The organism is Teichococcus rhizosphaerae (assembly GCF_002631185.1).
Lineage (GTDB): Bacteria > Pseudomonadota > Alphaproteobacteria > Acetobacterales > Acetobacteraceae > Pseudoroseomonas > Pseudoroseomonas rhizosphaerae.
In genome coordinates, this window is the sequence record NZ_PDNU01000015.1 from 115,103 (window position 1) to 140,263 (window position 25,161).

The following is a 25,161-nucleotide window of genomic DNA, read 5'->3' on the forward strand; positions in this document are numbered from 1 at the left end:
GGGGATGTCCCCGGTTGCAAGGGTCTGGCCCTGGTGGCACACCCCCGAGGCCTGGGCAAGGGGGAGCCGTATGACCGCGCCTGATCCGTCCGCCACTGTGTCCCGCATGGAGGCCGATGCCGGGGCCGCCGGCCCCTTCGCGCTGTTCGCCGCCTGGCTGGCCGAGGCCGAGGCCAGCGAGCCGAACGACCCCAACGCCATGTGCCTGGCCACCACCACGCCGGAGGGCTTCCCTTCCGCCCGGATGGTGCTGCTGAAGGGGCTGGACGCGCGCGGCTTTGTCTTCTTCACCAACAGGGAAAGCCGCAAGGGCGACGAACTGGGGGCCAATCCGCGCGCCGCCCTTCTGTTCCACTGGAAGACGCTGCGCCGGCAGGTGCGGGTGGAAGGCCGGGTGGAGGAGGTGACGGCGGAGGAGTCGGACGCCTACTACGCCACCCGCCCGCGCCTTTCGCGCCTCGGCGCCTGGGCCTCGCGGCAGTCCCGCCCGCTGTCCGGCCGGGCCGAGCTGGAGGAGGCGCTGCGCGAGGCCGAGGCGCGCTTCCCCGGCGCCGAGATCCCGCGCCCGCCCCATTGGGGCGGCTACCGCGTGCTGCCGGAGCGGCTGGAATTCTGGCGCGACATGCCCTTCCGCCTGCACGACCGGCAGATCTTCCGGGCCGATGCGGGGGGAGGCACCGGAGCAGGCGGCGGCTGGCGCACCGAATCCCTCTACCCGTGAGCATACCCGAGGCGCAGCGGCCGGCGGCGGCGCTGCTGGCCCGGCTGACCGGCGACGACACGCCGGTGGAGACGCACATCTCCGCCATCTTCATCGGCCCCGACCGCGTGCTGAAGCTGAAGAAGGCGGTGAGCCTCGGCTTCCTCGACTTCACCGCCCTGGCCGACCGCGAGCATTTCTGCCGCCGCGAACACGCGCTGAACGCCCCGTCGGCGCCGGGCCTGTATCGCGGCGTGCGCAGGCTGGCGCGCGGCGCCGATGGCGCGCTGGCGCTGGAGGGGGAGGGGCCGGCCGAGGAATGGGTGCTGGAGATGGCCCCGCTTCCCGCCGCCGACTTCCTCGACGCCATCGCCCGGCGCGGCGCGCTCGATGCCGCTCTCCAGGATGCGCTGGGGGACACGGTGGCGGCGCTGCATGCGGGGCTGGCGCCGGTTGCCGGATGGGACGCGCCCGCCCGCATGGGCGCGGTGCTGGAGGGCAATGTGGCCGCCGCGCTGGAGGCCGGCCTGCCGGAGGCGCGGGTGGCGGCCTGGGCGGAGGCGGCGCGCGGCTGGCTGTCCCGCCTGGCGCCCGTGCTCGCGGCGCGGGCCGCGGCCGGCATGGTGCGCCGCTGCCATGGCGACCTGCATCTCGGCAACCTGGTGCTCTGGCAGGGCCGCCCCGTGCCGTTCGACGCGCTGGAGTTCGATGAGGCGCTGGCCACCATCGACACCGGCTACGACCTCGCCTTCCTGCTGGCCGACCTGGAGCGGCGGGTGGACCGCGCCGCCGCCAACCGGGTGCTGAACCGCTACGTGGCCCGCACCGGCGATGCCGGGCTGCTGGCCGGCCTGCCCTTGTGGCTGTCGCTGCGGAGCATGATCCGCGCCCATTGCCTGCACCGCGTGGGGCAGGACGGCCTGCCCTTCCTGGCGGCGGCGGAGGCGGCGCTGCGGCCGGCGCCGCCGCGCCTGGTCGCGGTGGGCGGGCTGCAGGGCACCGGCAAGTCGCACGCGGCGCGGCTCTGGGCGCCGGGGATCGGCGCCGCGCCCGGCGCGCTGGTGCTGCGCAGCGACGAGATCCGCAAGCGGCTGCACGGCATGGCGCCCGAGGACCGCCTGCCGCCCGAGGCTTATGCCCCGGAGGCCAGCGCCGCCGTGCAGGCCGAGCTTTGCGCCCTGGCGGGGCAGGCGCTGCGGGCCGGGCACGGCGTCATCGCCGATTCGGTGTTCCTGGAGCCCGCGCTGCGCGCCCGCATCGCGGCGGTGGCGGCGGCGGCGGGCGTTCCCTTCCAGGGCGTCTGGCTGGAGGCGCCGCTGCCGCTGCTGCGCGCCCGGGTGGCGGCGCGGCGCGGCGACGCCTCGGATGCCGGGCTCGCCGTGCTGGAGCAGACGGCCCGGCGCGACCCCGGCCCGATCGCGTGGCGGCGGCTGGATGCCAGCCGGCCGTTGCCCAACGAGATTTAACGAGGCGATCCGCCGGCCAGGCTCTAGCCTCCACCCCCCGCCGGAAGGGCGGAGGATGGCGGGCGGGACGCGCGCCGCCGCGCCGTGTTACAATGCTCCGCGCCCGGTCGTCCGGGTGCCGGATTGGAGGAAGGAGACCAACCGATGGCCTACCGCCGGCTGTTGCTGCCGCTGACCGGAACCGCCGCCGGCGAAGCGGCGCTGAAAACCGCGCTGATGGTGGCGCGGACCTGGAACGCGCATGTGCATTGCCTGCATGTCCGCGTCGATGCGCGCGACGTGGCGCCGCTGGCGGGCGAGGGCCTTTCGGGCGCCATGATCGAGGAGATGATGGCGGCCACCGAGCGCGAGAGCGGCGAGCGCGCGGGGCGCGTGCGCAGCCTGTTCGAGAAGTTCGTGCAGGGGCGGGACGTGACCATCGCGCTTTCCGCCGAGAGCGCGCTGAAGACCGAGGGACCGACCTTGTCCTTCGAGTCGATCGCGGGGCGCGAAGAGGACGTGGTGGCGCAGCAGTCGCGCCTCTACGACATGGCGGTGGTGCCGCACCCGGAGGCGGACGAGGACGTCTCCTCCTCCGATGCGCTGCATGCCGTGCTGTTCGATTCCGGCCGCCCCGTGCTGATCGCCCCGCGCGAGCCGCCCGTCACCATCGGCACGCGGGTCTGCTGCGCCTGGAACGGCACGGCGGAAAGCGCCGCGGCGGTGGCGGCGGCGCTGCCCTGGCTGCACCATGCCGAGGCGGTGCGCATCCTGCACAGCCAGGACTACCAGCGCCGCGGCCCGGATGCGGAGGGGCTGAAGGCCTATCTGCGCTGGCACAGCATCCAGGCCGAGGCGGTGCCGTTCAAGCCGCAGACGCGCGAGGTGGGCGCGGGCCTGCTCGGCGCGGCGCGGGACTTCAACGCGGACCTGCTGTGCATGGGCGCCTACAGCCATTCCCGCCTGCGCCAGCTGATCCTGGGCGGCGTGACGCGGCATGTGCTGGAGAACGCGGACATCCCCGTCCTGATGTGCCGCTGAGGCTGGCGAGGAACGAGCGAGCCGGGGAGAAGGAATTCCCCCGGCTCCCTTCACGCGCCAGCCAGTCACGCGCCGGCCAGCCGCACCCGGTTGCCCGAAGGGTCGGCCCCGCTCCCCAGCCCCGCCGCCGCCCTGGCGTGGGCCTCCGGGCCGCTGGCCCGCAGCTCCAGCGCCACCAGCCCCGCGAGCCCTTCCGGCCGCACGCCGCCGCTGCGCCACGCATTCAACGCGACATGATGGTGGTAGCCGCCGCTGCCGAGGAAGCTCGCCCGCGGCATGCGCTGCGTCACCGCTAGGCCGAGCGCGGCGTACCACGCCTCCGTGGCGGCGAGATCCCCCGCGCGCAGGTGCACATGGCCGATATGGGTGTCGCCGGGCGCCAGGGCGGGGCCGGGGGCCGCGGCCAGCAGGAGGGGCAGGTCCAGCCGCCGCGTCACCATCGCCACGCCCTCGCCCGAGGGCGGGCGCGGCCACTCGGCGCGCGGCCGGTCGGCATAGACCTCGATGCCGTTGCCCTCGGGGTCGGAAAGGTAGAGCGCGTCGCTGACGCCATGGTCCGAGGCGCCTTCCAGCCGCGTGCCTTGCGCCAGGGCATGGTGCAGCCATCCGGCCAGGGCGGCGCGGCCGGGCAGCAGGAAGGCGGCGTGGAACAGGCCCGGCTCGTCGCCGCGCTCCGGCCGCGCCTGCGGGCGGTGCAGCAGCCGCAGCAGCGGCCGCCCGGCGGGGCCGACCCGCAGGGCGCCCGGCTCCGCCGGGTCGGGCCGGGACTCGAAGCCGAACAGCCCGGCATAGAACGCCGCGAGCCGGGGCGCGTCGCGCGCCGCCAGGGTCACGCCGGCAATGGCGAGCGGCGCCCCGGCGGGATGCGGGTCGGGGGTGGGGGGATGCGGGGCTTCGGACATGCGGGCCTTCCGGACGGGGCGGTGGATGGCCAGCATCTGGGGCGCGCGGCGCGCAAGGGGGAGGCCCCGCCCGTGAACGCCCCCGGCGGCGCTTCCGCTATCCGCCCCTCTGTTCCCCCTGCCGGCCCGCTCCTATCGTGGCAGCCGATGCCGCCCGGCGCGAAGCCGCGTGCCCGGGCAAGGGGCCTGCCGGCGCCGGCACGATGCTCGGGCGGGATGCTGATGGAAAAGGGGGCGCCACTGGGCATGGCCGATTTCACGTTGCGGAGCCTGGAGGCCCGCGCCGCCGGCATGTGGCGGGCGGCGGGGCGGCCGCCTTCCGCCCCGCGCCCCGGAAAGGGCGGGTGATGCCCGATATCGGCCTTTCCCCGCCGCCCGGCAGCGCCGCGGCGCGGCCGGGAATGCGGCACTTCCCCGCGGTGGGCGCCCCGGCCCTGCTGTTCCTGCACGGCGCCGGTTGCGGCGGCTGGGTGTGGGAGGAAGGCTTCGCGGCGCATCTCGCCGGGGCGGGGTTTCCCGGCTGGGTGCTCGACCTGGCGCGGCAGGCGCACCACAACGCCGCGGGCCTGACCGACTATGTGGTGCAGGCGCGCGCCGCGCTGGCGCGGATCGGCCGGCCGGTGGTGCTGGTCGGGCATTCGCTGGGCGCGCTGGTGGCGCAGCGCCTGCTGCTGGAGCCCGCCGTGTGCGGCGCCGTGCTGCTCGCGCCCGTGCCGCCCGAGGGGCTCTGGCTTTCCTCCACCCGGCTGGCGCTGACCGACCCGGCGCTGTGGGCCGAGGCGGCGCGAATGGACGCGCCCATCGGCAGCGCCCCGCCGGAGCTGGCGGACACCCTGTTCGGCCCCGCCATGCCGCGCGCCAGGGCGCAGGCCCTGCTGGCGCGGATGGGCGGCGAGTCGCGCGCCGCCCTGCTGGAGGCGCAGCTGCCGCAGCCCGTGCCGCATGGCTGGCTGCATGGCCGCCGGGTGCTGGTGCTGGGCGCCGGCGGAGACAGGCTGATCGCCTCCGACGCGGTGCGGCGCTGCGCCCTGTGGCACGGCACGCGGGCGGAGTTCCTGCCGGGGATGGGCCACCTGATGATGCTGGAGCCCGGCTGGCCCGGCCTGGCCGCGCGGATCGAGGAATGGCTGCGCCACGCGCCGCCCTGAGGGCAGCGGCTCCGGGGAAGGCGTGCCCTTGCCGCGTTGGCAGGGCGGCGAAGCCGGCGCAGACTGCCCGCCCAACGCCAGGAATGAGGGAGACAGCGAATGGCTGAGCGGAACCGGCAGATTCTGTTGAAGGCCCGCCCGAAGGACCGCCCCGGCCCGGAGCATTTCGAGCTGGCCGAGACGCCGCTGCCGGAGATCGGCAAGAACGAGGTGCTGGTGCGGCACCGCTTCCTGTCGCTCGACCCCTACATGCGCGGCCGGATGGATGACAGCGCCTCCTATGCCGCGCCCGTGCCGCTGGGCGGCGTGATGGAGGGCGAGTGCGTGGGCGAGGTGGTGGAAAGCCGCCACCCCGGCTTCGCGCCCGGCGACTGGGTGGGCGGCGCGCGCGGCTGGCAGCTCTATTCCGCCGCCCCCGGCCACACCGTGCAGAAGCTGCCCGCGGTGGAGGGCGTGCCGCCCAGCGCCTATCTCGGCGTGCTCGGCATGCCGGGCACCACGGCCTGGGTCGGCGTCACCGAGATCGGCCAGCCGAAGCCCGGGGAAACCTTCGTGGTCGCCGCCGCCTCCGGCGCGGTGGGCGGCATCGCCGGGCAGATCGCCAGGCGCATGGGCTGCCGCGTCATCGGCATCGCGGGCGGCGCGGAGAAGTGCCGCTACGTGACGGAGGAGCTGGGCTTCGACGCCTGCCTCGACCATCGCGGCGACCTGGGCCGGCAGCTCGACGAGGCCTGCCCGAACGGCATCGACGTGTATTTCGAGAATGTCGGCGGCGCGGTGCTGCAGGCGGTGTTCCCGCGCATGCGGGATTTCGGCCGCATCGCCTTCTGCGGCATGGTGGCGGACTACAATGTCCGCCCCCTGCCGCCCGGGCCGAGCCTGGCCAGCGTGGTGCGCAAGCGCCTGCGGCTGCAGGGCTTCATCGTCACCGACCATCCGCGCGCCTGGCCGAGCTGGCGCGAGCACGGCGCCGCCTGGGTCCGCGACGGCAGCCTGCGCTGGAAGGAGGACATGGCGGAAGGGCTGGAGAACGCGCCCGCCGCCTTCACCGGGCTGCTCGAAGGAAAGAACTTCGGCAAGCTGGTGGTGAAGCTCTGAGGCGGGGGCCGGGGGAGAGGATCCCCCGGCCCGCCGCGCCGCCCCGGCGGCGGGCCGGTGCCGCGCAGCCCGCGTAAGGCCCTGGAAAGCGGGGCCGGAGGCCGTTCCCGGGGCTTGGGCCGGGCCTTTCCGCGGGGCGTCGTAATTTTGTCAAAACCCCCGTTGACGGCGCCCCGCCGCCCCCATAAAAGCCCTCCCACGCCAAACGGCGGTTCGCCCCCTTGCCCAGGTGGTGGAATTGGTAGACGCGCTGGCTTCAGGTGCCAGTGACCGCAAGGTCGTGAAGGTTCGAGTCCTTTCCTGGGCATATCTCCTCCGCGGCGCCCTGGCGCGGCAGCGAGGATCGGAAGGCAGGGGATGGCGAAGATGGCGAGCACGCTGTTCGCGGCCAACACCACCATCAAGCTCCACAGGCACGACCTGCCGCCGGATGTCGATCTCGGCCCCGTCGTCGCCATCGACACCGAGACGATGGGCCTCGACCCGCGGCGCGACCGGCTCTGCCTGGTGCAGCTCTCGGCCGGCGACGGCACGGCGCATTGCGTGCAGATCATCCCCGAGAGCCTCGGCGGGCGCGGCGCGGACTGCCCCAACCTCAAGGCGCTGCTGGCGCGGCCGGACGTGGTGAAGCTGTTCCACTTCGCCCGCTTCGACGTCGCCATCCTGCGCGCGGCGCTGGGCGTGGAATGCGCGCCGGTGCGCTGCACCAAGGTCGCCGCCAAGCTGGTCCGCACCTTCACCGAGCGGCACGGTCTGAAGGACCTTTGCCGCGAGCTGCTGGGTGTGGACATCTCCAAGCAGCAGCAGAGCTCCGACTGGGGCGCGGCCGAGCTGACGCCCGAGCAGCTCGCCTATGCCGCCTCCGACGTGCTGCACCTGCACGCGCTCTGGGACAGGCTGGAGGCGCTGCTGCGGCGCGAGGGGCGGCTGGAACTGGCCGAGGCCTGCTTCCGCTTCCTGCCCACGCGCGGGGCGCTTGACCTGATGGGTTATGATGAGCCGGACATTTTCGCCCACTGAGCGGAATGCGGCGAAAACTTGGCATGCTTTTTGATTCGGGCGGCGCCCCGGCGCGTTGACCCTGCCCCTGCGCGGCCCCATACAGGGTGGGTGAGGTTTTTCCCCGTCCCGCCCGGCCCGTCCTTCCCGCCCGCGTGGCCCTGCGCCGGCCGGGGCTGAACGTCGCCGGATCAGCGAAGCCCGAAGAATGACGCCCTCCACCCCGCCCCGCGACGCGCTTGCCGCGCAACGTGCCGCCCGCGCCCCAGGCCGCGCGCGCGCGACGCTGCCTTCCCGCGCGCGCGTGACGATGGATGCCGGCGCCCTGGCGCGGCGACGCCTGCTGGTGCGGCTGGCCAAGTGGCTGCTGCCGGTGGGCGCGCTCGGCCTGCTGGCGGCCATCGCCCTGTGGCCGGAGTTCGATTCGGCCGAGGAGCGGGGGCGGCTCGCCTTTCGTCGCGTGGCGCAGACCTCGGCCGAGGCCATGCGCATCGCCGCGGCCCGCTACCAGGGGCTGGACGAGCAGAACCGCCCCTACAACGTGACCGCCACCACTGCCACGCAGCAGGCCAACACCGACCTCATCGACCTCGAGCGGCCGCGCGCCGACCTGTTCATGTCGGATGGCGCCTGGGTGCTGCTGGAGGCGCAGCAGGGCCGCTACGCGCGCATGAGCAACCAGCTCGCCCTGTCCGGCCAGGTGACGCTGTGGCACGACGACGGCAGCACGCTGCGCACCGAGGCCGCGCAGATCGACGTGGCGGGCGGCAATGCCCGGGGCGACCGCCCCGTGGCGGCGCAGGGCCCCTTCGGCACGCTGGTCAGCGAGGGCTTCCGGCTGGAGAATCGCGGCCAGGTGGTGGTGTTCACCGGCAATGCCAAGGCTGTCCTGGAGGGCGGACGATGATTGAGAAGCACCGCGGCCTTCCGGCGGCCATCCTTGCCGCCTGCGCGCTGCTGGCCGCCGCTCCGCTGGCGCTCGCCCCGCGTGCCGCCGCCGCCCAGGCGCTGGACCTGAGCCAGGGCGGCCCGGTGGAGGTGACCGCCACCGACGGCATCGAGTGGCGCCAGCAGGAGCAGGTGGTGATCGCCCGCGGCAATGCCCGCGCCGTGCGCCAGGGCGTGACCCTGACCGCCGACCGGCTGATCGCCCGCTACCGCCCCCGCGCGGGCCAGCCGGCCGGCGTGTCCCCGGGCGCGGACACGCCGATGTCGGGCGGCGAGATCTGGCGGCTGGAGGCGGAGGGCAATGTCCGCATCGACAGCGCCACCGACCATGCCGAGGGCGACCGTGCCATCTACGACATGGACCAGTCCGTGCTGGTGATGACGGGGCGTGCCCTGAAGCTGACCACGCCCGGCAACACCCTGACCGCGCGCGACAGCATGGAATACTGGCCGGGCCGCCGCATGGCGGTGGCGCGCGGCGCCGCCGTGGTGGTGACCGAGGACCAGCGGCGCATCGCCGCCGACACGCTGGTGGGCTACTTCCTGGAGCAGGGCGGCGCCCGCCGGGCCGCGGCGCCCGCCGCGGCCCAGGCCCCGGGCGGTGCCGCCACCCCCGGCCAGGGCAGCCAGCTCGAGCGCGTCGAGGCGTTCGGCAATGTCGAGATCCGCACCCCCGGCGAGGTGGTGCGCGGCGACCGCGGCGTTTATTCGGAAGTGACCGGCATGGCCCGGCTGCTGGGCGGCGTGCGCATCACGCGCGGCGACAACCAGCTCAACGGACAGGAGGCGATCGTCAACATGCGCAGCGGCGTGGCGCGGCTGGTGTCCACCCCCGGCCAGCGCGTCCAGGGCCTCATCATCCCGCAGCAGGGGCAGCAGGCGCTTCAGCCGCAGGGCCAGGGCCAGAGACAGCAAAGCCAGGGGCAGCAATCCCAGGGGCAGCCGCGATGAGCGCCGCGCTGAAGGTCGTCCCCGGCGAGGGCAGGCTGGTCGCCACCAACCTGGGCAAGCGCTACAAGAAGCGGCCCGTGGTGCGCGGCGTCTCGCTCAGCGTGAAGCGTGGCGAGGCGGTGGGGCTGTTCGGCCCCAACGGCGCCGGCAAGACCACCACCTTCTACATGATGACCGGCCTGGTCCGCCCCGATCAGGGGCAGGTCTTCATGGACGGGCAGGACGTCACCGCCCTGCCGATGTACCGCCGCGCCCGCATGGGGCTGGGCTACCTGCCGCAGGAGGCCTCGATCTTCCGCGGGCTGAGCCTGGAGGACAACATCCGCGCCGCGCTGGAGGTGGTGGAGCCCGTCCGCGCCCGGCGCGAGCAGATGCTGGACGAGCTGCTGGCCGAGTTCGGGCTGACGCATCTGCGCCGCTCCCCCTCGCTTGCCCTTTCGGGCGGCGAGCGGCGGCGCTGCGAGATCGCCCGCGCGCTCGCCACCCACCCCGCCTATGTGCTGCTCGATGAGCCGCTGGCGGGCATCGACCCGATCGCGGTGGGCGAGATCCGCGAGCTGGTGAAGCATCTCAAGAACCGCGGCATCGGCGTGCTGATCACCGACCACAACGTGCGCGAGACGCTGGAGATCATCGACCGCGCCTACATCCTGCATGACGGCCAGGTGCTGATGGAAGGCACGCCCCAGGACATCGTCGCCCATGAGGGGGTCCGGCGGGTCTATCTGGGCGAGCGGTTCAGCCTCTGAGATGCGTCTGCTGCACCGGTCCCGTGCGGCGGACGTCCCTTCCCCGCCACCCCGCCTGAAGGCAGGCTGAGCCTCCATGGCCATCGGCCCGCGCCTGGACCTGCGGCACGCCCAGTCGCTGGTGATGACGCCGCAGCTGCGGCAGGCGATCAAGCTGCTGCAATCCTCCAACCTCGAGGTCATCGCCTTTGTCGAGGAGGAGCTGGAGCGCAACCCGCTGCTGGAGCGCGACGAGCGCCCCGACGGCCCGCCGGCCGATGCCCATGCCGGGCGCGAGCCGGCCGCGCCGCCGCCCGCCCCGGCCGACAGCTTCGAGAGCAGCACCGCCGCCGCCCTGCCACCCGAGGGAGACGCGCCGCTCGACATCCGCGACTGGTCGAACGTCTATGACGACGAGGCCCCGCGCGGCGGCCGCGCCGATTTCGACGAGGATGCGCGCGGCATCGAGGCGCTGGCGGCCGAGCGGCCGCGCAGCCTGCGCGAGGAGCTGGGCGAGCAGCTCCGCCTCACCTTCGCCGACCCGATGGACCGGATGATCGGCGCGCAGCTCATCGCGCTGCTCGACGCGGCGGGGCGGCTGCCGGCGCCGGATGCCGCCATCGCCGCCGCGCTGGGCTGCGCGGAGGCGCGGGTGGCGCGCATCCGCGCGCGCATGCAGCGCTTCGAGCCGGTGGGCATGTTCTGCCGCTCGCTCGGCGAGTGCCTGGCCGTGCAGCTGGCCGAGCGCGACCGGCTGGACCCCGCCATGGCCGCGCTGTTGCGGAACCTGGAGATGCTGGCGCGGCGCGACATGCGCGGGCTGATGCGCGCCTGCGGCGTCGATGCCGAGGACCTGGCCGACATGGTGGCCGAGCTGAGGCGCCTCGATCCCAAGCCCGGCGCCGGCTTCGACGCCGTTCCCGCCCCCTCGCTGGTGCCCGACGTGCTGATGCGCCCCGCGCCCATCCGGAGCGGCGAGGCGGGCGAGTGGCTGCTGGAGCTGAACCCCGAGACGCTGCCGCGCGTGCTGGTCAACCGCGGCTTCCACGCGCGCGCGCTGGTCGCCGCCTCGCGCGAGGAGCGCGCCTTCCTGTCGGAACGGTTCCAGGCGGCGAACTGGCTGGTGAAGAGCCTGGAGCAGCGCGCCAACACCATCCTGAAGGTGGCGGCCGAGATCGTGCGGCGGCAGGACGGCTTCTTCCGCCACGGCGTCGCGCATCTGCGGCCGCTGATCCTGCGCGATGTCGCGGAGGCGGTGGAGATGCACGAATCGACCGTCAGCCGTGTCACCGCCAACAAGTACATCGCGACGCCGCGCGGCAATTTCGAACTCAAATACTTCTTCACAACCGCGATCGGCGGCACGGGCGGCGAAACTTTCAGCGCCGAGGCGATACGCCACCGCATCCGGAGCATGGTCGCGGCCGAAACGCCCGACGATATCCTCAGCGATGACGCGATCGTCGCCGCTTTGCGTCGGGAAGGTGTGGACATCGCCCGCCGGACGGTGGCCAAATACCGGGAAGCGCTGCGCATTCCATCGTCCGTGCAGCGCAAACGGGAGAAGGCCGTCCCAGCCTGACCCGGAGCGGGCGCGACCCGCCCGCCCCGCCGTCCGAAGGGACGGCCCCTCCCCAGCAGGAAGGAGGGGTTAGCCCGCCATGCATATCATTGTCGCAGGGAAACAGGTCGAGACCGGCGAGGCCCTGAAGGTCCACGTGACCGAAGGGCTGAATGCCGTCACGCGCAAATACTTCGACCATGCGCTGGAGGCTTATGTCACCTTCGGAAAGAACCGCGCCTTTTTCTCCTGCGTCATCGACATCCATGCCGGCCGCGGGCTCAGCCTGCGCGGCGAGGGCGAGGGGCCGGACGCGCACCGCGCCTTCGACGTGGCGGCCGCGCACATCGCCAAGCGCCTGCGCCGCTATCGCCGCCGCATGAACGAGCATTCCCGCAACCTGGCCGATGAGCGGCTGCCCGCCACCGCCGAGACGGCGCGCCAGGTGGTGCTGGCCCAGCCCGCGGACGTGCCGGACGAGCCGGTCGATCCCGCCGTGCTGCTGGACGGCCTGGACAATGACGCCCCCGCCGCCGACGCCGCGAACGGCGCGGGCGCGGCGGACGACATGGACGGCGCCGAGCATGGCGCCATCATCGCCGAGACGCCGACCGAGATCGCCCGCCTCACCGTGGGCGAGGCGGTGATGCGGCTCGATCTCGGCCAGATGCCGGTGATGATGTTCCGCAACCGCGCCAGCGGGCAGCTCAACGTCGTCTATCGCCGCCCGGACGGGCATGTGGGCTGGATCGACCCCGCCGCCGCCTGAGCCCGGGCATCCTCCACAAAGCAACGAAGGAGTCATCTTTCTCCCGCATCCTGGTTTCCGTCCGGATTTCAGGAGGCCAGGATGCGTTCTGCCTTTTCAAGCCTAGCATGCCTTGGCCTTGCCATGGCACTGCTGGGCGCGGTTCGGTTCTGGCCCACGCCGGGGCAGCCGGTGGCCATCCTGTTCGGCGCCGGCCTGGCGCCGGAGCAGGCGCTGCTGCTGACCAGCGAAGGCGGGCACCGGCCGATGCGCCTTCTGCGCGCCGCGCCGCCCGTGGTGCTGGCCGTGCTGGAGGCCGCGCACCCGCTGCCGCCGCGGGCCTGGCTGGCCCTCGCCGCGGGTGGCGGCGCCGGCTGCGCCCCCGGCCGGAAGGCGGCCACCCCATGGACCTGACGCCCCTGCGCCGGCGCTTCACCGGCTTCATCCTGGGCCTGCTCTGGGCCTGCGTCCCCGTCCTGCTGGCGGTGGAGTGGGCCACCCCGCGCCCTGGCCTGCCCACCGGCCTCGCCGCCGCGCTGGCCGCCCTCGCCGCGCTCGGCGGCTCGCTGCTGGCGTACCGGGACGTGCTGGGCCTGGCCACGCGGAACGCGATGGCGGTCGCCATCATGTTCAGCGTCTCGCTGCTGGTGTGGCGGGTGGATGAGGCCTGGCGCGTCGACATGCACATGGCCTACTTCGCCACCCTGGCCCTCGTGGCCGGCTTCTGCGACGCGCGGCCGGTGGCGCTGGCCACGCTGTTCGTGGCGCTGCATCACCTGGGCCTCGGGCTGCTGCTGCCCCTCGCCATCTTTCCGGACGCGGGGCAGGCGCTGCCGCGCGTCCTGCTGCACGCCGCCGTCCTGCTGGCCGAGGCCGTGCCGCTGATCTGGCTGGGATACAGCCTGGAACAGGCCGCCGCCGCCGCCGCCGAGGCGCGCATGAACGCCGCCGCGGCCGAGGCGCAGGCCAGCGCCGCCGAGGCTGCCCAGGAGGCGGCCGAGCGGGAGCAGGACGAGAAGCGCCGCCAGGCCCGCCTGGCCCTGGCCGAGCAGATCGAGGCCTCGGTGGGCAGCGTGGCCGTGCGGGTGGAGGCGGCCGTGGCCGAGCTGGGCACGCTGGCCGGCCGCCTGGCCGAGGCGGCCGGCAAGGCGCGGGACAGCGCCGGAACCGCCGCCGATGCCGCCACCGCCAGCAGCGGGGAAGCGCATGGCATGGCCGCCGCCACGGAGGAGCTGGCCACCACGGTGGCCGAGATCACCCGGCAGGTGCGGCAGGTATCGGCGGTGGCCGACCAGGCCGCCGCCCGCGCCGGCGCCAGCGACGCCACGGTGCAGGACCTGATGCAGAGCGCCACGCGGATCGGCGACGTGGTGCGCCTCATCAGCGACATCGCGAACCAGACCAACCTTCTGGCGCTGAACGCCACCATCGAGGCGGCGCGCGCGGGGGAGGCCGGCAAGGGCTTTGCCGTGGTGGCCACCGAGGTGAAGGCGCTGGCCGGACAGACAGCCCGCGCCACCGAGGAGATCGGCGCCCAGGTCGGCGCCATCCAGGGCGCGGCGCAGGAGGCGGCCTCCGCCATCCAGGGCATCGCCGCGGTGGTGGCCGAGGTGCAGTGCGTCGCGCGGCTGATCGGCGAGGCGGTGGCGCAGCAGGCGGAGGCCACGCGGGAGATCGCCCGCGCCGCCAGCAGCGTCGCCACCGAATCGGGGCGGGTCAGCGGTGCCGTTTCCAGCACCTCCGCCATGCTGTCCGACACGGCCGGGCTGGTGGCGCCGCTCACCGGCCTGGCGGAAACGCTGCGCCAGCAGGACGGGGCGCTGCGTGGGGGCGTCGTCCGCACCCTGCATGGGCTGCGCACCGCCTGAGCGGCAGCCCCGGGGGCCGCGCAGGGCAGGGCTGCCGGTGCGCGTTGGGCGCTCGACAGCGCCCTGCCTTCCGGCCCATAGCACTGCGACAATGAAGCCGCCCGCCCGCCGCCCCCGTTCCGGCCCGTCCCGCCCCGCACCTGCCGCGCGCCCCCGCAACCCCACCCGCAGCGCCGCCCTGGCGCTGGTGGGCGCCGTGCTCGACCGCCATCGCGGGCTGGAGGAGGCGCTGGACGCCCTGCCCCCCGCCGAGGCGCGCGACCGCGCCGCCGCCCACCGCATCGCCGCCGCCGTGCTGCGCCGCCTGGGCAGCCTGGACGCCGTGCTGGAGCCGCTGCTGCGCCGCGAGCCGCCGCCCGAGGTGCGCAACGCGCTGCGCATCGGCGCGGCCGAGCTGCTGCTGCTGGAAACCCCGCCGCACGCGGCGGTGGCGAGCTGCGTCGATCTCGTGCCCCGCCCCTTCGCGGGCCTGGTGAACGCCGTGCTGCGCCGCGTGGCCGAGCAGGGCCCCGCCGCGCTGGAGGAGCTGGATGGCGAGCGCCTCGACACGCCCGGCTGGCTCTGGACCGCCTGGCACGGCGCCTATGGCCCGGCGGTGCGCGCCATCGCCCGCGCCCACCGCGCGCCGGCGCCGCTCGACCTGTCCCTGCTGCCCGGCACGGAATGGCCGGAAGGGGCGGAGCGCCTGCCCACCGGCACGGCGCGCTTTCCCGCCGGCACGCGCATCACCGAGCTGCCGGTCTTCGCCGCCGGCCGCGCCTGGGCGCAGGATGCCGCCGCCGCCCTGCCGGCGCGGCTGCTGGCCGTGCGCCCCGGCGAGCGGGTGGCCGACCTGTGCGCCGCGCCGGGCGGCAAGACGGCGCAGCTCGCCGCCGCCGGTGCCCGCGTGGTGGCGGTGGAGCGCGATGGCACCCGGCTCCAGCGCCTGCGCGAGAACCTGGCGCGGCTCGGGCTGGAGGCGGAGCTGGTGCAGGCCGACGCCGCCCTCTGGAACCCCGGCGAGCGCTTCGACGCCATCCTGCTCGACGCGCCGTGCAGCGCCACCGGCACCATCCGCCGCCACCCGGACGTGCCGCACCTGAAGCGCCCCTCCGACATCGGCACCCTGGCCGGGCTGCAGCGGCCGCTGCTGGCGGCGGCGGCGCGGCTGCTGGCACCGGGCGGGCGGCTGGTCTTCGCCACCTGCTCGCTGCAGCCGGAGGAGGGGGAGGCGCAGGCCCGCACCGGCGCCCCCGGCCTGCGCCCCGACCCGATCCTCCCCGCCGAGGTGCCGGGGCTGGAGGGCGCCCTCCAGCCCGAGGGCTGGCTGCGCACCCGCCCCGACCTCTGGGCCGGGCAGGGGGGGCTGGATGGCTTCTTCATCGCCCGCTTCCGGGCGGAATGAGCGCCTTCTCTCCGATCTGTTATTGCGAAATCCCCGGCAGGGGATTGGACGCGGCGGGATGGCGGCCCCTTTATGCGGCCCCCATCCGCGGCTTTCCGTGTTTTCCGCGACCCCACCGGCCCTGCGCGGCTTGTCCCGCCCCAGCCTCAAAGGCATAACTTCCCTCGTGACACGCCCCGTCAAAATCGCTCCGTCCCTGCTGGCCGCCGATTTCGCGCGGCTGGGCGAAGAAGTCGCCGCCATCGATGCCGCCGGGGCCGACTGGCTTCACCTCGACATCATGGACGGGCATTTCGTCCCCAACATCAGCTACGGCCCCGCCGTGCTGAAGGCGCTGCGCGGCCGCACCCGCATGCCCTTCGACGTGCACCTGATGATCGCGCCGGTCGATGCCTTCCTGCCCGCCTTCGCCGAGGCGGGGGCGGACCGCATCAGCCTGCACGCCGAGGCCGGGCCGCATCTGCACCGGTCGCTGCAGAGCATCCGGGCGCTGGGCAGGTCCCCCGGCGTGGTGCTGAACCCGGCGACCCCGGCGGCCGTCGTGGCGCCGGTGCTGGACATGGTGGAGCTGATCCTGGTGATGACGGTGAACCCGGGCTTTGGCGGCCAGAGCTTCATTCACAGCCAGCTGCCGAAGATCGCCGAGCTGCGCCGCATGATCGACGCCACGGGGCGGGAGATCGCGCTCGAGGTGGATGGCGGGGTGACGGCCGAGACCGCGCCGCTCTGCATCGAGGCGGGGGCCGACGTGCTGGTGGCCGGCACCGCCGTGTTCGGCAAGCCGGACTATGCCGCCGCCATTGCCGCCCTGCGCGGAGGCCTGGCCTGATGTCGGATTGGCTGCGCGGCGCCCGGCGGATCGTGGCCGGGCTGAAGCCCATCCGGGTGCCCGAGGCGCCGGCGCGCGCCTTCCGTGACCTCTGGCCGGGCGATGCCGGCCGTGGCCACCGCCTGCTGCGCGGCGAGTGCGAGGTGGCGGGCACCGCCCGGCCGCTGACCACCGCCGAGGAGGGCGGCCAGGGCTGGGCCGAGGGCAGCGGCTCCGCCACCTGGCGCGCCGCCGTGCACGGCTTCGCCTGGCTGCGCGACCTCCGCGCGCTCGGCACCGACGGCGCCCGGCTGCGCGCCCGCGACCTGACCACCGACTGGCTTTCCCAGGGCGGCACCGAATCCGTCGCCGCCGTGCCGGAGGTGACGGGCGCGCGGCTTTCCGCCTGGCTCGGCCACTGGGACTTCCTGGCCGCCACGGCCGAGGATTCCTTTCGCCGCGCGCTGATGGTGCGGCTGGCGCAGGATGCGCGCGGTCTGGTGGCCTCGCTGCCGGCCGAGGGGCGGCACCGCGGCAGCCTCGCCGCGCTGAAGGGGGCGCTGGCCGCTTCCGTGGCGCTGGCCGAGGAGGCCTGGATCGCCCGCTGCCTGCGCGTGCTGCCGGTCGAGATCGAGCGCCAGATCCTGCCCGACGGCGCGCATGTGGAGCGCAGCCCCGGCCAGCTCCTGCTGGCGGTGCAGGACCTGATCGAGATCCGCAACCTGCTGCACGGCTCCAACCTGGAGGCGCCGCCGCACCTGGCGCTGGCGCTGGACCGCGCGGCGCCCGCGCTGCGGCTGTTCCGCCACGGCGATGGCGGGCTCGCCCTGTTCAACGGCACGCGCGACGAGGGCGCAGCACTGGTGGACCTGGTGCTGACCCAGGGGCAGGCGCGCGGCCGCGCGCCGCTGATCCTGGCCGAGGCGGGGTTCCAGCGGCTGCAGGCGGGGCGCACCCTGGTGATCGCCGATTGCGGCGCGCCGCCGGAGGGCCGCGCCGCGCTCGGCCCCGCCGGCCTGCCGCGGCAGGCGGACCGCTTTCACCATGCCGGCACGCTGGCCTTCGAGATGTCCGTGGGGCGCGACCGGCTGATCGTCAATTGCGGCGCCGCGCCGGCGGCCGAGGGGCCGTGGCGCGACGCGCTGCGCGCCACCGCCGCGCATTCCACCCTGATCCTGTCCGACACCAACAGCAGCGAGCTGCGCGAGGAGGGCCTTGGCCGCCGCCCCGAGGCGGTGGAGGCCGAGCGGCAGGAGGCCAATGGCGCGCAATGGCTGGATGCCAGCCATGACGGCTACCGCCGCGGCTTCGGCGCGCTGCACCGCCGCCGCCTCTACCTGTCCGAATCGGGCGACGACCTGCGCGGCGAGGATTCGGTCGAGGGCGAGAACCTGCCCGCCTACGCGGTCCGCTTCCACCTGCATCCCGGCGTCGTCGCCAGCCCGCAGCTGGAGGACAACGCGGTGCTGCTGCGCCTCCCCTCCGGCGCCTCCTGGCGCCTGCGGGCCAGCCGAGCGAAGCTTTCGGTGGAGGACAGCGTGTTCATGGCCGGCGAGCCGCGCCGCACCAGCCAGGTGGTGCTCTCGGCCGAGGTGGGCACGCCCTCCGTCCAGTGGGCGCTGAGCCGCGCCAACCAGTCCGGCGCCAGCGCCGCCGACGACTGAGGCTCACACCCACCGACAGAAAAAAAAGAAGGGGGTCCGGGGGAATTCATTCCCCCGGCCTTTTTTCGCCGAATGAAGATCGCTGAAGTCTGCAACGTCGATTTCTCGATGCGCCATTTCGTGCTGCCGGTGATGCGCGGCGCCCGCGCGCGCGGGCATGAGGTGGTGGGCCTCTGCGCCGAGGGCCCGCTGCTGGAGGTGCCGCGCGCCGAGGGCTTCCGCATCATCCCCGTGCCCATGGCGCGCAGCCTGAACCCGCTGGCGCAGGCGCGCGCCTTTGCCGCCCTGCTGCGCATCTTCCGCGAGGAGCGCTTCGACCTCGTTCATGCCCACATGCCGATCTCCGGCCTGCTGGCGCGGGCGGCGGCCAGGGCGGCAGGCGTGCCGCGCGTGGCCTATACGGGCCATGGCTTCCTGTTCAACCAGCCCGGCCCCGCCTGGCGGCGCGGCCTGTCGATGGGGCTGGAATGGCTGGGCGGCCGCGCCACCGATGTGTTCCTGACGGTGAGCGAGGAGGAGGCGGCCGATGCGCGGCGCCTCGGCATCGCGCGTGGCGCGGTGGGCATCGGCAATGGCCGGGACCCGGCGCGCTTCCGCCCCGACCCGGAGGCGCGCGCCGCGCTGCGCGCCGAGCTCGGCGCCGCGCCGGAGGAGTGCGTGGTGGTGATCGTCTCGCGGCTGGTGCGCCACAAGGGCCATGTGGAGCTGCTGCGGGCCATGGAGGCCGTGCCCGGCGCCACCCTCTGGGTGGTGGGCGAGCGGCTGCCCACCGACCACGGGCCGGACATGGCGGAGGATTTCGCCCGCGCCCGGCGGGCGCTCGGGCCGCGCCTGAGGCTGCTGGGCTACCGCGACGACGTGGCGCGCATCCTGGCGGCGGCGGACGTGTTCTGCCTGCCCAGCCATTTCGAGGGGCTGCCCATGTCGGTGATCGAGGCGATGCTGACGGGCCTGCCGGTGGTGGCCACCGACATCCGCGGCCCGCGCGAGCAGGTGGCGGAGGGCGAGACGGGCTTCCTGGTGCCGCCGCGCGCCGTGGCGCCCCTGGCCGCCGCGCTGGGGCGCCTGGCGGACGACCCGGCGCTGCGCGCCCGTCTGGGGGAAGCGGGCCGCGCCCGCGCCCTGGCGCGCTTCGACGAGGCGCGGGTGATCGGCCGCACGCTGGACCTGCTCGGGCTTTGAAGGGAGGGCGGGCGGCCTCGCGTGCCGCGCCGCCCGTTTTCACCCTGGCGTGACGCTCGAGCCCTGCCCATCTGAGCCGGATGACCACTCGGCGCTTCGCGCGTTGCTGCCCGAGGGTGTAAGGGGAGCCCGCCATGGCACCGAACCAACTTCGCGCCGATCGCCCGCTGGTGGGCGAGCGCGCCACCCCTCCCTCCCCGCCCGAGGCCGCTCCCCCCGGCGCTCCCCCTGGCGCGCCGCCGCGGCCACCGCGCGGCGGGCGCCGCGGCAAGGGCGGCGGCGGCGGGCGCCGCGGCATCGGGCGCTTCCTGCTCGGCATGGCCAAGCTCGGGCTGGTGCTGGGGCTGGCCGGCGTGGCGGTCGGCGGCATCGCGGGCTACGGCTTCTACCGCCAGGCGGCGGCCGACCTGCCCGAGCATGAGTGGCTGGCCGACTACCAGCCGCCGCAGATGAGCCGCATCTACGCGGCCGACTCCAAGCTGATGGCGGAGCTGGCGCTGGAGCGCCGCGTCTTCGTGCCGATCGGCGCCATTCCGCCGAGGCTGCAGGCCGCCTTTGTCTCGGCCGAGGACCAGAACTTCTGGACCCACCATGGCGTGGACCCGCTGGCCATCGCCCGCGCGGTGGTGACGAATGTGGAGGGCATGGCCACGGGGCGGCGCGCCGTCGGCGCCTCCACCATCACCCAGCAGGTCGCCAAGAACATGCTGGTGGGCAATGACCGCACCATCCTGCGCAAGGTGCGCGAGGCGATCCTGGCCTTCCGGCTGGAAAGCGCCATGCCCAAGGACCGCATCCTGGAGATCTACCTCAACGAGATCTTCCTCGGGCAGCAGGCCTATGGCGTGGCGGCGGCCGCCTGGAACTACTTCAACAAGGGCCTGGACGAGCTGACGCCGGGCGAGATGGCCTTTCTCGCCGCGCTGCCCAAGGCGCCCAACAACTACAACCCCAACCGCTTCCCCGAGGCGGCCAAGGCCCGGCGCGACTGGGTGCTGGACCGCATGGTGGAGGAGGGCGCGCTGACCGCCGCCGAGGCGGAGGGCGCCAAGCAGGAGCCGCTCATCGCGCGCGGCCGCACCCGCCCGGACCTGGTGGCCACCGGCCCCTACTTCACCGAGGAGGTGCGGCGCGAGCTGGTCGCGCGCTTCGGCCAGGACCAGACCACCATGGGCGGCCTCGTGGTGCGCACCAGCATGGAGCCGGAGCTGCAGGCCGCCACCGAGCGGGCGCTGCGCGAGGGGCTGACCGGCTATGACCGCCGCCGCGGCGGCTGGCGCGGCCCGGTGGCGCAGATCTCCGCCGCGCCCACCGAGTGGATGCCGGCGCTGGAGGCGGTGCAGCGGCCGGGCGGCATGCAGCCGGGCTGGCAGCTCGCCGTGGTGCTGGGCGTCGAGGCGCGGGAAGCGCGGCTGGCCTGGCTGGAGCGCCCCGATGGCCGCGCCCAGGCGCAGCCCCGCCAGGGCACCCTGCCGCTCGACGATGTGGGCTGGGCCCGCCCGGTGCGGGACGGCCGGCTCGGCGCCGCGCCGCGCCGGATGCAGGACGTGCTGAGCCCCGGCGACGTGGTGATGGTGGAGCCTGTTCCCGGCCGCGAGGCGCAGGGCCGCACCCAGGCGCGGCCGGGCCGGCTTTCCCTGCGGCAGATCCCGCAGGTGGAGGGGGCGGTGGTGGCGCTCGACCCCGCCACCGGCCGCGTGCTGGCCATGGCCGGCGGCTACGCCTTCGAGAAGTCCTGGTTCAACCGCGCGACCCAGGCGCTGCGCCAGCCCGGCTCCTCCTTCAAGCCCTTCGTCTACCTGCCGGCGCTGGAGATGGGCATCCCGCCCAACCAGCGCCTGCTGGACGGGCCGATCGAGATCATGACGCCGCAGGGGATGTGGAAGCCCGGCAACTACAGCGGCCAGCCGCGCGGCTGGGTGACCATGCGCACCGCGCTGCAGCAATCGCTCAACCTCGTCACCATCCGGCTGGCGCAGGAGGTGGGGATCGACCGCGTGGCCGAGACGGCGGCGCGCTTCCACGTCATCCCCAACATGCCGCGCGTGCTGTCCATGGCGCTCGGCGCCGGCGAGACGACGGTGATGCGCATGGCCGCCGGCTACGCCTCCTTCGTCAATGGCGGCAAGGAGGTGGTGCCGACGCTGATCGATTCGGTGCAGGACCGCTTCGGCAAGGTGGTGTGGCGCGCCGACACGCGCCGCTGCGAGGGCTGCGACTCGGGCCCCCACGGGGCGCCGCCGCGGCTGGTGGACGAGCGCCGGCAGATCACCGACCCGATCGCCGCCTACCAGATGGTCTCGCTGCTGCAGGGCGTGGTGCAATATGGCACCGGCACCCGCGCGGGCGCCGGGCTGAACCGCCCCGTGGCGGGCAAGACCGGCACCACCAACGACTACCTGGACAACTGGTTCGTGGGCTTCACCCCGGACATCGTGGTGGCGGTGTGGATGGGCTATGACGAGCCGCGCAGCCTGGGCAATGGCGAGACCGGCAGCAGCAACGCCGCGCCCATCTTCCAGGAGGTGGTGTCCGCCGCGCTGAAGGACAGCCCGCCCGTGCCGTTCCGCGCCCCGCCCGGCGTGGCGCTGGTGCGCCTGCGCCTCGACAATGGCCAGACCATCCTGGAGCCCTTCCGCCCCGGCACCGAGGACGCCGCCCGGCCCCCGAGCGGCGACACGGTGATCTCCTCCGAGACGCCCGCGGGCGTCGACAACAGCCTGGGCGGGCTCTACTGAGCCGGCCCGCGGAGGGCGCCCTTTCCGGCGCCTTCCGCCCCGCAGCGCGGCATTCACCAAGACTTGAGCGGGGAAGTTTGATTTTTTTGCTTCGCGTTCTCAATAATAAGGCAGAGTGAGGCGTCTCATAAAACTTAAAATCTGAGGACGCCGAAATGGTCCGCCCTTATATTGCCCCTATCAACAAGATCGTCGGCAGCGCCGGAAACGACCGTATCTCCGGCACCACGCTGAACGACGACATCTATGGTGGTGAAGGTGACGACTGGATCTCCGGAGGCGGAGGCGCCGACTACATCGATGGCGGCCCGGGCTACGACGTCGCCGCCTATGCCGGCGCCGCCGGCCGCTATGCCGTGCAGGCCGTCGGTGGCGTGGTCACCGTGCAGGACCGCAGCAACGGCAATGTCAGCTGGATGGTCAACATCGAGCGCATCGACTTCGACAACGGCCAGGTCGATCTGAGCGGCGTTCCCGGCTTCAACCCGCAGCGCTATGTCGCCTCCAACCCGGACCTGATCCCCGTCTTCGGGATCGATTCCGGCGCCGCCGCCTGGCACTACGTGCAGTATGGCAATGCCGAGGGGCGGGCCACCAACGCCTTCAGCGGCCTCGACTACATCGCCGGCTATGACGACCTGATCGGGGCCCTCGGCGCCGACGCCCAGCAGGGCATCGCGCACTACATCGGCTTCGGCTTCGGCGAGGGGCGCAACCCGGCCGGCTTCAACGGCCTGCAATACATCGCCGGCCATGACGACCTGATCCAGGCCTTCGGCGCGGACCGCTCGGCCGGCGCGACGCACTACATCCAGTATGGCAACGCCGAGGGGCGGCAGCGCGGCGACTTCAACGGGCTGCAATACATCGCCTCGCATGACGACCTGCTCCAGGTCTTCGGCGTGGACTACGATGCGGGCATCTCCCACTTCGTCAATTACGGCTATGCTGAGGGGCGCTCGCGCGACAGCTTCGACGCCGTGACCTACCTCAACAAGTATGCGGATGTGCAGGCGGTCTACGGCGCCGACCTCGATGCCGCCACGGCGCACTATGTCCAGTTCGGCTTCTACGAGGGCCGCAACGACGATCCGCTGATCGGCTGAGGCCGGCGCCCGGCAAGGGCCGGGCAAGGCATCGCGACCACTGGACAGGGTGGGCGGCGGGATAGTATCCCCGCCCACCCCGCAGCCTTGTCCGCCCCGCTGCCCCGCCCCGCCTGGGGCTGGCGGCCTCTCGCCAGGGCGGCCGCGCTGCCCGCGGGTTGTCTGCACGGGCCGCCCGCATGGGCGGCCGGGCGGGCGATGCCGGACCCTGTGCGAGCGAAGGAAGACACGATGCGCGCCGATGCCGAGGCCCTGCGCGGCCAGATCGAGGATTCCATCGCCCTGCTGCGCCGCCACCTGGACTGGGACGTGGCGCTGCGCCGGCTGGACGAGGTGAACGCCCGCGCCGAGGACCCCACCCTGTGGGAGAAGCCCGACGAGGCCCAGGCCGTGATGCGCGAGCGCAACCGCCTGGCCGACCAGATCGAGGGCGTGCGGAAGCTGCAGCAGAACGTCACCGACGCGCTGGAGCTGGTCGAGCTGGCCGAGGCCGAGGGCGATGCCGCCACCGCCGACGCCGCCGTGGCCGACCTCAAGGAATTCGCCGCCGAGGCCAAGCGCCGCGAGATCGAGAGCCTGCTCTCGGGCGAGGCCGACATGCGGGACTGCTTCGTCGAGGTGAATGCCGGCGCCGGCGGCACCGAGGCGCAGGACTGGGCGCAGATGCTGCTGCGCATGTACACGCGCTGGGCCGAGAAGCGCGGGCTGAAGGTGCAGCTCACGGAGGAATCCGAGGGCGAGCAGGCCGGCATCAAGTCCGCCACCATCCAGGTGAGCGGCCCCAACGCCTATGGCTGGCTCAAGACCGAGAGCGGCGTCCACCGCCTGGTGCGCATCAGCCCCTTCGACGCCGCCGCGCGCCGCCAGACCAGCTTCGCCAGCGTCTATGTGTTTCCGGTGATCGACGACAAGATCGAGATCGAGATCAACCCGGCCGACCTCAAGACCGACACCTTCCGCGCCTCCGGCGCCGGCGGGCAGCACGTCAACAAGACCGAATCGGGCGTGCGCTTCACCCACATCCCGACCGGCATCGTCGCCGCCTCCACCCAGGACCGCAGCCAGCACCGCAACCGCGTCATCGCCATGGACATGCTGAAGGCGCGCCTCTACGAGCTGGAGCTGCGCAAGCGGGAAGAGATCAACGCCGCCACCGAGGCCGGCAAGACCGATATCGGCTGGGGCCACCAGATCCGCTCCTATGTGCTCGCGCCCTATCAGCTGGTGAAGGATCTCCGCACCAACGTCGAGAAGGGCAATCCCGAGGCGGTGCTGGACGGCGACCTCGACGACTTCATGGCCGCCGCCCTCGCCTCCCGCGTCGGCGCCACCCGCTCCGAGGCCAGCGCGAACGCGCGCTGAAGCCGTGACGCACCCCGCCTGGAGCGCCGCCCGCGCGGCCCTGCCGCCCTGCTGGCGAAGCGCGATCGGCGCCGAGTTCGACGCGCCGTACATGGCGGCCCTGGCGGAGTTCCTGGCGGCGGAGCGCGCGGCGGGCAAGGCGGTGTTCCCGCCGGAGCCGCTGGTCTTCGCGGCCCTCGCCCGCACGCCGCTGGACGCCATGAAGGCGGTGATCCTCGGCCAGGACCCCTACCACCAGCCCGGCCAGGCCATGGGCCTGTCCTTTTCCGTGCCGCCGGGCGTGCGCGTGCCCCCCTCGCTGCGCAACATCCACAAGGAACTGCACGCCGATCTCGGCGTCCCGGTCCCGGACCATGGCTGCCTGACCCGGTGGGCGGATGGGGGCGTGCTGCTGCTCAACACGAGCCTGACGGTGGAGCGGGGCCGGGCCGGCAGCCACGCCCGGGCCGGCTGGCACGCCTTCACCGACCGGGTCATCCAGGCGGTCAATGCCCGGGAAGCCCCGGTGGCCTTCCTGCTCTGGGGCGGCCATGCGCGCAGGAAGGCGGCCATGCTGGATGCCGGCCGGCACCTGATCCTGGAATCCGACCATCCCTCCCCCCTGGCGGCGGCCCGCGCCGCCACCAGCCCCAGCCCCTTCGCCGGCGCCCGCCCCTTCGGCCGGACCAACGACTTCCTGCGCGCCCGCGGCCGGGCGGAGGTCGACTGGCGCCTGGACTGAGGGGAAAGAAGGCCGGGCCTGGGAAGGAATTTCCCGGACCCCGCCTTTCTTCCGGCTCC

The 25,161-nt window shown here is 74.0% G+C and carries 22 protein-coding genes and 1 tRNA gene; 22 read left to right on the top strand and 1 reads right to left on the bottom strand.

The features are described 5' to 3' along the window. Nucleotides 1–70: 70 nt before the first annotated feature. The 3 genes from pdxH (at nt 71) to CR162_RS10225 (ending at nt 3,186) form a co-directional block, all read left to right on the top strand. Nucleotides 71–721, top strand: coding sequence for a pyridoxamine 5'-phosphate oxidase (gene pdxH, locus CR162_RS10215; RefSeq protein ID WP_408887454.1), 651 nt, complete (start codon nt 71–73; stop codon nt 719–721). Beyond that, complete coding sequence (locus CR162_RS10220; protein WP_099095445.1) at nt 718–2,166, top strand: bifunctional aminoglycoside phosphotransferase/ATP-binding protein; 1,449 nt, start codon at nt 718–720, stop codon at nt 2,164–2,166. Before pdxH ends, CR162_RS10220 begins: the two co-directional genes overlap by 4 nt. Before the next feature lie 144 nt (nt 2,167–2,310). Further along, on the top strand, nt 2,311–3,186 hold the full coding sequence (locus tag CR162_RS10225) for a universal stress protein (RefSeq protein ID WP_099095446.1): 876 nt from the start codon (nt 2,311–2,313) through the stop codon (nt 3,184–3,186). A gap of 65 nt (nt 3,187–3,251) precedes the next feature. Here the strand turns inward: CR162_RS10225 and CR162_RS10230 are convergent, their stop codons facing one another. After that, nucleotides 3,252–4,088: a VOC family protein gene (locus CR162_RS10230; RefSeq protein ID WP_099095447.1), complete on the bottom strand. Its 837-nt coding sequence runs from the start codon at nt 4,086–4,088 to the stop codon at nt 3,252–3,254. A gap of 347 nt (nt 4,089–4,435) precedes the next feature. Here CR162_RS10230 and CR162_RS10235 point away from each other — a divergent pair, with 347 nt between their 5' ends. The 19 genes from CR162_RS10235 (at nt 4,436) to ung (ending at nt 25,102) form a co-directional block, all read left to right on the top strand. Beyond that, the gene (locus tag CR162_RS10235) at nt 4,436–5,236 is read left to right on the top strand and encodes an alpha/beta hydrolase (protein WP_176559802.1); all 801 of its coding nucleotides are present in this window, start codon (nt 4,436–4,438) and stop codon (nt 5,234–5,236) included. Between the two features lie 99 nt (nt 5,237–5,335). Next, complete coding sequence (locus tag CR162_RS10240) at nt 5,336–6,334, top strand: NADP-dependent oxidoreductase (protein ID WP_099095449.1); 999 nt, start codon at nt 5,336–5,338, stop codon at nt 6,332–6,334. A gap of 223 nt (nt 6,335–6,557) precedes the next feature. After that, nucleotides 6,558–6,641 (top strand) — tRNA-Leu (locus CR162_RS10245). Between the two features lie 59 nt (nt 6,642–6,700). After that, nucleotides 6,701–7,354 (top strand): ribonuclease D, encoded by a 654-nt coding sequence (locus CR162_RS10250; protein ID WP_099095504.1) that lies wholly within the window; start codon nt 6,701–6,703, stop codon nt 7,352–7,354. Between the two features lie 187 nt (nt 7,355–7,541). Further along, on the top strand, nt 7,542–8,240 hold the full coding sequence (lptC, locus tag CR162_RS10255) for an LPS export ABC transporter periplasmic protein LptC (RefSeq protein ID WP_099095450.1): 699 nt from the start codon (nt 7,542–7,544) through the stop codon (nt 8,238–8,240). After that, nucleotides 8,237–9,232 carry an LptA/OstA family protein gene (locus CR162_RS10260; RefSeq protein WP_099095451.1) on the top strand — a complete coding sequence of 332 codons (996 nt, stop codon included), beginning with the start codon at nt 8,237–8,239 and terminating at the stop codon, nt 9,230–9,232. The genes lptC and CR162_RS10260 overlap by 4 nt, the downstream gene beginning before the upstream one ends. Then, the gene (lptB, locus tag CR162_RS10265; RefSeq protein WP_099095452.1) at nt 9,229–9,981 is read left to right on the top strand and encodes an LPS export ABC transporter ATP-binding protein; all 753 of its coding nucleotides are present in this window, start codon (nt 9,229–9,231) and stop codon (nt 9,979–9,981) included. Before CR162_RS10260 ends, lptB begins: the two co-directional genes overlap by 4 nt. A gap of 76 nt (nt 9,982–10,057) precedes the next feature. Beyond that, nucleotides 10,058–11,542, top strand: coding sequence for an RNA polymerase factor sigma-54 (gene rpoN / locus CR162_RS10270; protein ID WP_099095453.1), 1,485 nt, complete (start codon nt 10,058–10,060; stop codon nt 11,540–11,542). Between the two features lie 79 nt (nt 11,543–11,621). Then, a complete protein-coding gene (gene hpf / locus CR162_RS10275) occupies nt 11,622–12,290 on the top strand; it encodes a ribosome hibernation-promoting factor, HPF/YfiA family (protein WP_099095454.1) in 669 nt (222 codons plus the stop codon). A gap of 123 nt (nt 12,291–12,413) precedes the next feature. After that, entirely contained in the window at nt 12,414–12,683 is a 270-nt protein-coding gene (locus CR162_RS22010; protein WP_141563126.1) for a hypothetical protein, read from the top strand. Then, nucleotides 12,674–14,137: a methyl-accepting chemotaxis protein gene (locus CR162_RS22800; RefSeq protein WP_141563127.1), complete on the top strand. Its 1,464-nt coding sequence runs from the start codon at nt 12,674–12,676 to the stop codon at nt 14,135–14,137. The genes CR162_RS22010 and CR162_RS22800 overlap by 10 nt, the downstream gene beginning before the upstream one ends. 91 nt (nt 14,138–14,228) lie before the next feature. Then, complete coding sequence (locus CR162_RS10285) at nt 14,229–15,521, top strand: RsmB/NOP family class I SAM-dependent RNA methyltransferase (protein WP_099095456.1); 1,293 nt, start codon at nt 14,229–14,231, stop codon at nt 15,519–15,521. Nucleotides 15,522–15,687: 166 nt separating this feature from the next. Continuing rightward, the gene (gene rpe, locus CR162_RS10290) at nt 15,688–16,350 is read left to right on the top strand and encodes a ribulose-phosphate 3-epimerase (RefSeq protein ID WP_245870245.1); all 663 of its coding nucleotides are present in this window, start codon (nt 15,688–15,690) and stop codon (nt 16,348–16,350) included. Next, nucleotides 16,350–17,993, top strand: coding sequence for a heparinase II/III family protein (locus tag CR162_RS10295; protein ID WP_176559803.1), 1,644 nt, complete (start codon nt 16,350–16,352; stop codon nt 17,991–17,993). Before rpe ends, CR162_RS10295 begins: the two co-directional genes overlap by 1 nt. A gap of 72 nt (nt 17,994–18,065) precedes the next feature. After that, nucleotides 18,066–19,175, top strand: a complete 1,110-nt coding sequence (locus CR162_RS10300) for a glycosyltransferase family 4 protein (RefSeq protein ID WP_099095458.1) — start codon at nt 18,066–18,068, stop codon at nt 19,173–19,175. A 134-nt stretch (nt 19,176–19,309) separates the two neighbouring features. Beyond that, nucleotides 19,310–21,913, top strand: coding sequence for a penicillin-binding protein 1A (locus tag CR162_RS10305; protein ID WP_099095459.1), 2,604 nt, complete (start codon nt 19,310–19,312; stop codon nt 21,911–21,913). A gap of 155 nt (nt 21,914–22,068) precedes the next feature. Further along, a complete protein-coding gene (locus tag CR162_RS10310) occupies nt 22,069–23,019 on the top strand; it encodes a calcium-binding protein (RefSeq protein WP_099095460.1) in 951 nt (316 codons plus the stop codon). Nucleotides 23,020–23,250: 231 nt separating this feature from the next. Further along, complete coding sequence (prfB, locus tag CR162_RS10315; RefSeq protein WP_099095461.1) at nt 23,251–24,381, top strand: peptide chain release factor 2; 1,131 nt, start codon at nt 23,251–23,253, stop codon at nt 24,379–24,381. A gap of 4 nt (nt 24,382–24,385) precedes the next feature. Beyond that, nucleotides 24,386–25,102 carry a uracil-DNA glycosylase gene (gene ung, locus CR162_RS10320; protein ID WP_099095462.1) on the top strand — a complete coding sequence of 239 codons (717 nt, stop codon included), beginning with the start codon at nt 24,386–24,388 and terminating at the stop codon, nt 25,100–25,102. Nucleotides 25,103–25,161 lie beyond the last annotated feature (59 nt).

Excerpts from the sequence above, each read along its gene's own strand:
- CR162_RS10250 (WP_099095504.1), top strand. The coding sequence starts at position 6,701 with ATGGCGAGCACGCTGTTCGCGGCCAACACCACCATCAAGCTCCACAGG.
- CR162_RS10225 (WP_099095446.1), top strand. The coding sequence starts at position 2,311 with ATGGCCTACCGCCGGCTGTTGCTGCCGCTGACCGGAACCGCCGCCGGC.
- CR162_RS10230 (WP_099095447.1), bottom strand. The coding sequence starts at position 4,088 with ATGTCCGAAGCCCCGCATCCCCCCACCCCCGACCCGCATCCCGCCGGG.
- CR162_RS10240 (WP_099095449.1), top strand. The coding sequence starts at position 5,336 with ATGGCTGAGCGGAACCGGCAGATTCTGTTGAAGGCCCGCCCGAAGGAC.
- CR162_RS22010 (WP_141563126.1), top strand. The coding sequence starts at position 12,414 with ATGGCACTGCTGGGCGCGGTTCGGTTCTGGCCCACGCCGGGGCAGCCG.
- prfB (WP_099095461.1), top strand. The coding sequence starts at position 23,251 with ATGCGCGCCGATGCCGAGGCCCTGCGCGGCCAGATCGAGGATTCCATC.
- CR162_RS10300 (WP_099095458.1), top strand. The coding sequence starts at position 18,066 with ATGAAGATCGCTGAAGTCTGCAACGTCGATTTCTCGATGCGCCATTTC.
- CR162_RS10285 (WP_099095456.1), top strand. The coding sequence starts at position 14,229 with ATGAAGCCGCCCGCCCGCCGCCCCCGTTCCGGCCCGTCCCGCCCCGCA.
- rpoN (WP_099095453.1), top strand. The coding sequence starts at position 10,058 with ATGGCCATCGGCCCGCGCCTGGACCTGCGGCACGCCCAGTCGCTGGTG.
- lptC (WP_099095450.1), top strand. The coding sequence starts at position 7,542 with ATGACGCCCTCCACCCCGCCCCGCGACGCGCTTGCCGCGCAACGTGCC.
- CR162_RS22800 (WP_141563127.1), top strand. The coding sequence starts at position 12,674 with ATGGACCTGACGCCCCTGCGCCGGCGCTTCACCGGCTTCATCCTGGGC.
- CR162_RS10310 (WP_099095460.1), top strand. The coding sequence starts at position 22,069 with ATGGTCCGCCCTTATATTGCCCCTATCAACAAGATCGTCGGCAGCGCC.
- CR162_RS10295 (WP_176559803.1), top strand. The coding sequence starts at position 16,350 with ATGTCGGATTGGCTGCGCGGCGCCCGGCGGATCGTGGCCGGGCTGAAG.
- lptB (WP_099095452.1), top strand. The coding sequence starts at position 9,229 with ATGAGCGCCGCGCTGAAGGTCGTCCCCGGCGAGGGCAGGCTGGTCGCC.
- pdxH (WP_408887454.1), top strand. The coding sequence starts at position 71 with ATGACCGCGCCTGATCCGTCCGCCACTGTGTCCCGCATGGAGGCCGAT.
- CR162_RS10235 (WP_176559802.1), top strand. The coding sequence starts at position 4,436 with ATGCCCGATATCGGCCTTTCCCCGCCGCCCGGCAGCGCCGCGGCGCGG.
- hpf (WP_099095454.1), top strand. The coding sequence starts at position 11,622 with ATGCATATCATTGTCGCAGGGAAACAGGTCGAGACCGGCGAGGCCCTG.
- CR162_RS10305 (WP_099095459.1), top strand. The coding sequence starts at position 19,310 with ATGGCACCGAACCAACTTCGCGCCGATCGCCCGCTGGTGGGCGAGCGC.
- CR162_RS10260 (WP_099095451.1), top strand. The coding sequence starts at position 8,237 with ATGATTGAGAAGCACCGCGGCCTTCCGGCGGCCATCCTTGCCGCCTGC.